Here is a 4201-nt window from a genome sequence, read left to right on the forward strand (position 1 = left end):
GGCTGCCGCCCCCGCCGGGCGGCGGGGCGCCCTCGCCCGACTGGGCGACCTGCTGCTCGGCACCGAGCCGCGCCAGCGCCAACGCTTGGGCATGTCCAGCTTCGCGGCGCTGCTCATGCTGTGCTGCATCGGCGCCATGTACCTGGGGGTCGCCGCCGGGCTGGCGCCGGCGGGGCCGGTGCACTGGTGGGCGGCGGGCTGCACGCTCGGGCTGGTGATCGTCTATGCGCTGATCCGCAGCGGCTGGAGCCAGCGCTGGCGCGATCCCTCGCTCACCCTGGCGCAAGTGGGCTCGGCCATGACCTTCGCCGCCACCGCTTTCGTGCTCGCCGGCGCCGCGCGCGGGATCGTGATGCCGGTGCTGGCGATCATCCTCATGTTCGGCACCTTCGGCCTGAGCCGCGGCCAGATGCTCGCCGTGCTGGCCTATGGCCTGGCGCTGTTTGCCGCGGCCATCGGCGTCGCGCGCTGGCAATCGCCCGAACTCATGCCGCTGCCCCTGGCGGCGGCCTACGTGCTGATGGCCGCATTGGTGCTGCTCAGTGCGACCGTCCTGAACATGCGCACCCAGGCCACGCGCGAGAAGCTGCGCGCCCAGAAGGTCGAGCTGGCGCGCGCCATGGAGCAGGTGCGCGAGCTGGCCACGCGCGACGAGCTGACCGGGCTGCCCAACCGGCGCTCGATGATGGAGGCGCTGCAGCTGCAGGCCTGGCGCGCGCAGCGCGGCGGCCGGCCGGCGCTGGTGGCGCAGCTGGACCTGGACCATTTCAAGGCGGTCAACGACGCCCACGGCCATGGCGCCGGCGACGCGGCGCTGCGGGCCTTCGCGCGGGCGGTGCGCGGCTGCGTGCGCGCCGGCGACCTGCTGGCGCGCTGGGGCGGTGAGGAGTTCGTGTTGCTCGCCGCGGACACTGCGCCTGCCGAGGGCGAGCCGCTGCTGGAGCGCGTGCGCCAGGCCGTCGCGGACATGACCCTGCCCATGGCGGACGGGACGACGCTGCGCCTCACGGTGTCGATCGGCGTGGCGCACTGGCGCCCCGGCGAACCGGTCGAGGGCGTGCTGCAGCGCGCCGATGCGGCCCTCTACGACGCCAAGCGGCTGGGGCGCAACCGCGTCATCTGGGCGCCCGGCGATGCCCCGGCGCCTTGAGGGCGGCGCGGCCGGGGCTCCTCCCCTCAACCCTCGGGCAGGCGCGCATCCAGCCAGCCGTGCAGCAGCGCAAAGACCGGCTCGGCGCGTTCCTCGTCCTCGTTGAAGATCTCGTGGTACAGCCCGGCAAAGCCCCGCGCCGCCACCAGGTGCGGCGGCGCCGCTTCGGCAAAGGCGCGGCAGCCGGCGGGATCGACGATCCGGTCGTCGCCGCCCCACAGCAGCAGCGTCGGCACCCGCCACTGCGGCGCGTGTGCCACGACGGCCGGGCCTTCGGTGGCGATGAAGCGCGCCAGCCGCGCACTGATGCGGTCGTGGCACAGCGGGTCGGCGCGGTAGGCGGCGACGAGCGCTGCGTCGTGCGAGAGATGGCGCGCATCCAGCCCGTTGCCCACGCGCAGCTCGGGCAGCACGCGCGGCAGCGTCGCCAGCAGCAGCCGCTGCAATGGGTTCAGGCGCGCCGCCAGCGCCGGCGAGGACAGCACCAGCAGATCCACCGGGCGCAGGCCGCGGGCCACCAGCGCCGCCGCCACCAGCCCGCCCATGCTGTGCCCGAGCAGCACCAGCGGCTCGCCCGGCTCCATGCGGGCGCGCACCGCATCGAGCACCTGCGCGAGGTCGTCCACCAGCCGGTCCGGCGCCGGCAGGGCGCCGCGCGCCCCTTCCGAGCCGCCATGCCCATGGTGGTCATGGCCGTGCACGCCCAGCCCCCAGCGGTTGAGGCGCCGCGCCAGCCGGTCGTAGCGCCCCATGTGCTCGCCCAGGCCGTGCACCAGCAGGACGGTGGCGCGCCGCCGCGGACGCGGAAGCGGCCAGTGGTGCAGCGCCAGCGCCCTCACCGAAGCGGCGCCGCAGCTCATGGCATGGCGGCGATCACCTGCGCCACCGCCGCCGTCAGCCGCTTGGCGTAGGGCACGTGCAGGAACTCGTTCGGCCCATGGGCGTTGCTCTTGGGGCCGAGCACGCCGCAGACCATCATCTGCGCCTTCGGGAAGCCCGTGCTCAGCATGTTCATCAGCGGGATGGTGCCGCCCTGGCCGATGAAGCCGCAGGGGGCGCCGAAATGCGCCTGGCTGGCAGCGTCCAGGGCCGAGCCGAACCAGGGGGCGATGTCCGGCGCGTTCCAGCCGCTGGCGGCGCCGGCGCCCTCGAAGGTCACGCGCGCCTGGTAGGGGGCGTTATCCTCCAGCAGCGCCTTCATCTCCTGCACGCAGGCGGCCGCATCCACCAGCGGCGGCAGGCGCAGGCTGAGCTTGAAGGCCGTGTAGGGGCGCAGCACGTTGCCCGCGTCCTGCAGCGCCGGAAAGCCCTCGGCGCCGGTCACCGACAGCGTCGGCTCCCAGGTGCGCTTGAGCAGCGCCTGCGTCGGATCGGTGGTGGTGGGCAGCGCAAAGGCGCTCGAACCCCCGCAGTCCGCATGCGCCCAGGGAAAGCGCTTGTACACCTCCTCGCCCAGGATGGCGGCGGTGGCGCGCGCCTGGGCCAGGCGGTCGGCCGGCACCTCGCAGTGGAAGCTCGCCGGCAGCAACCGCCCGGTGGCGGAATCCTCCAGCCGGTCAAGCACCTGGCGCATGATGCGAAACGACGACGGCACCAGACCCGAGGCATCGCCCGAATGCACGCCCTCGGTCAGGATCTCCACCCGCAAAGTGCCGCTGGCCATGCCGCGCAGGCTGGTGGTGAGCCACAGCTGGTCGTAGTTGCCGGCGCCCGAGTCCAGGCAGATGACCAGCGCGACCTCGCCCAGCCGCTCCTTCAGCGCATCGAGGTAGGCCGGCAGGTCGGCCGAGCCGCTTTCCTCGCAAGTCTCGATCAGGCCGACGATGCGCGGGTGCGCCACGCCCTGGCGCTTGAGTTCCTGCACCGCGGCGATGCTGGCGTACGCAGCGTAGCCGTCGTCCGCGCCGCCGCGGCCATAGAGCTTGCCGTCCTCGTACTTCGGGCTCCAGGGCCCGAGGTCCGAGCGCCAGCCGTCGAATTCGGGCTGCTTGTCCAGGTGGCCGTACATCAGCACGGTCTGGCCGCCGGCCGCGCGCGTGGCGGCAATCTCGAACAGCAGCACCGGCGTGCGCCCGGGCAGGCGCACGATCTCCAGCCGCAACCCCGGCACCTTCTGCGCCTCGATCCAGGTCGCGGCATTCCTCAGCACCGCCTCCAGGTGGCCCTGCGCCTGCCAGTCGGCGGCGAAGGCGGGTGACTTGGCGGGAATGCGGATGTAGTCGGTCAGCTCGTGCAGGATGCTCTCGTCCCAGGTGCGCGAGACGCGCTCCAGGGCCTGGATGGGATCGAGGGCGGCGGCGGGCAGGGGGGCGTTCATGGCGGATTCCTCCGGCAGCGGGGATGGAAACGACCCAGCATACGCCAGATGGCCCAACCCTGGCGGCCGGGCTGGCAACTCAACCCGACTGCAGCGACAGCGTGGCCGCCGGCTGCAGCGCCACCCGGGACGCCGCAGGCGTGGACATGGCCGCCAGCGCCGGGTTCCCGGTGGCCGGCCCCGCTTCGGACTCGAGTCGGAATACCTGCACCGCTGCCGCCAGCCGGGCCGCCTGCTCGCGCAGGCTCAGCGCCGCAGCCGCCGATTCCTCGACCAGCGCGGCGTTCTGCTGCGTCATCTGGTCGAGCTGGCCGACCGCCTGGTTGACCTGGCCGATGCCCGAGGCCTGCTCGGCCGCCGCGGCCGTGATCTCGCCGATGATGTCGCCCACGCGCTGCACGCTGGCGACGATCTCGTCCATGGTGCTGCCGGCGTTCTGCACCAGCCGCGTGCCCGAGGAGACCTTCTCCACGGAGTTCTGGATCAGCTGGCGGATCTCGCGCGCCGCCTCGCCCGAGCGCCCCGCGAGGGTCCGCACCTCGCCCGCCACCACGGCAAAGCCGCGCCCCTGCTCGCCGGCGCGCGCCGCCTCCACGGCCGCGTTCAGCGCCAGGATGTTGGTCTGGAAGGCGATGGAATCGATGACCTGCAGGATGTCGGCGATGCGCCGCGCGCTCTCGTCGATCGCCGCCATGGTCGCCACCACCTCGCCCACCGCCTGGCCGCCGCGGGCC

4 protein-coding genes are annotated in these 4201 nt (G+C 73.6%); 1 reads left to right on the top strand and 3 read right to left on the bottom strand.

All coding sequences use genetic code 11. The features are described 5' to 3' along the window. Positions 1-1150: diguanylate cyclase (locus A612_RS09080; RefSeq protein ID WP_019374181.1), on the top strand; the 1150-nt coding region annotated here is incomplete at its 5' end. A gap of 26 nt (positions 1151-1176) precedes the next feature. Here A612_RS09080 and A612_RS09085 read toward each other — a convergent pair. From A612_RS09085 to A612_RS09095, 3 genes are all read right to left on the bottom strand, one after another. Beyond that, complete coding sequence (locus tag A612_RS09085) at positions 1177-2010, bottom strand: alpha/beta hydrolase (RefSeq protein WP_019374182.1); 834 nt, start codon at positions 2008-2010, stop codon at positions 1177-1179. Then, positions 2007-3467: a M20 family metallopeptidase gene (locus A612_RS09090; protein WP_019374183.1), complete on the bottom strand. Its 1461-nt coding sequence runs from the start codon at positions 3465-3467 to the stop codon at positions 2007-2009. The genes A612_RS09085 and A612_RS09090 overlap by 4 nt, the downstream gene beginning before the upstream one ends. A gap of 79 nt (positions 3468-3546) precedes the next feature. Next, on the bottom strand, positions 3547-4201 hold a 655-nt coding region (locus A612_RS09095; RefSeq protein WP_019374184.1), incomplete at its 5' end, for a methyl-accepting chemotaxis protein.

Source organism: Melaminivora alkalimesophila (assembly GCF_000282995.1).
Lineage (GTDB): Bacteria > Pseudomonadota > Gammaproteobacteria > Burkholderiales > Burkholderiaceae_C > Melaminivora > Melaminivora alkalimesophila.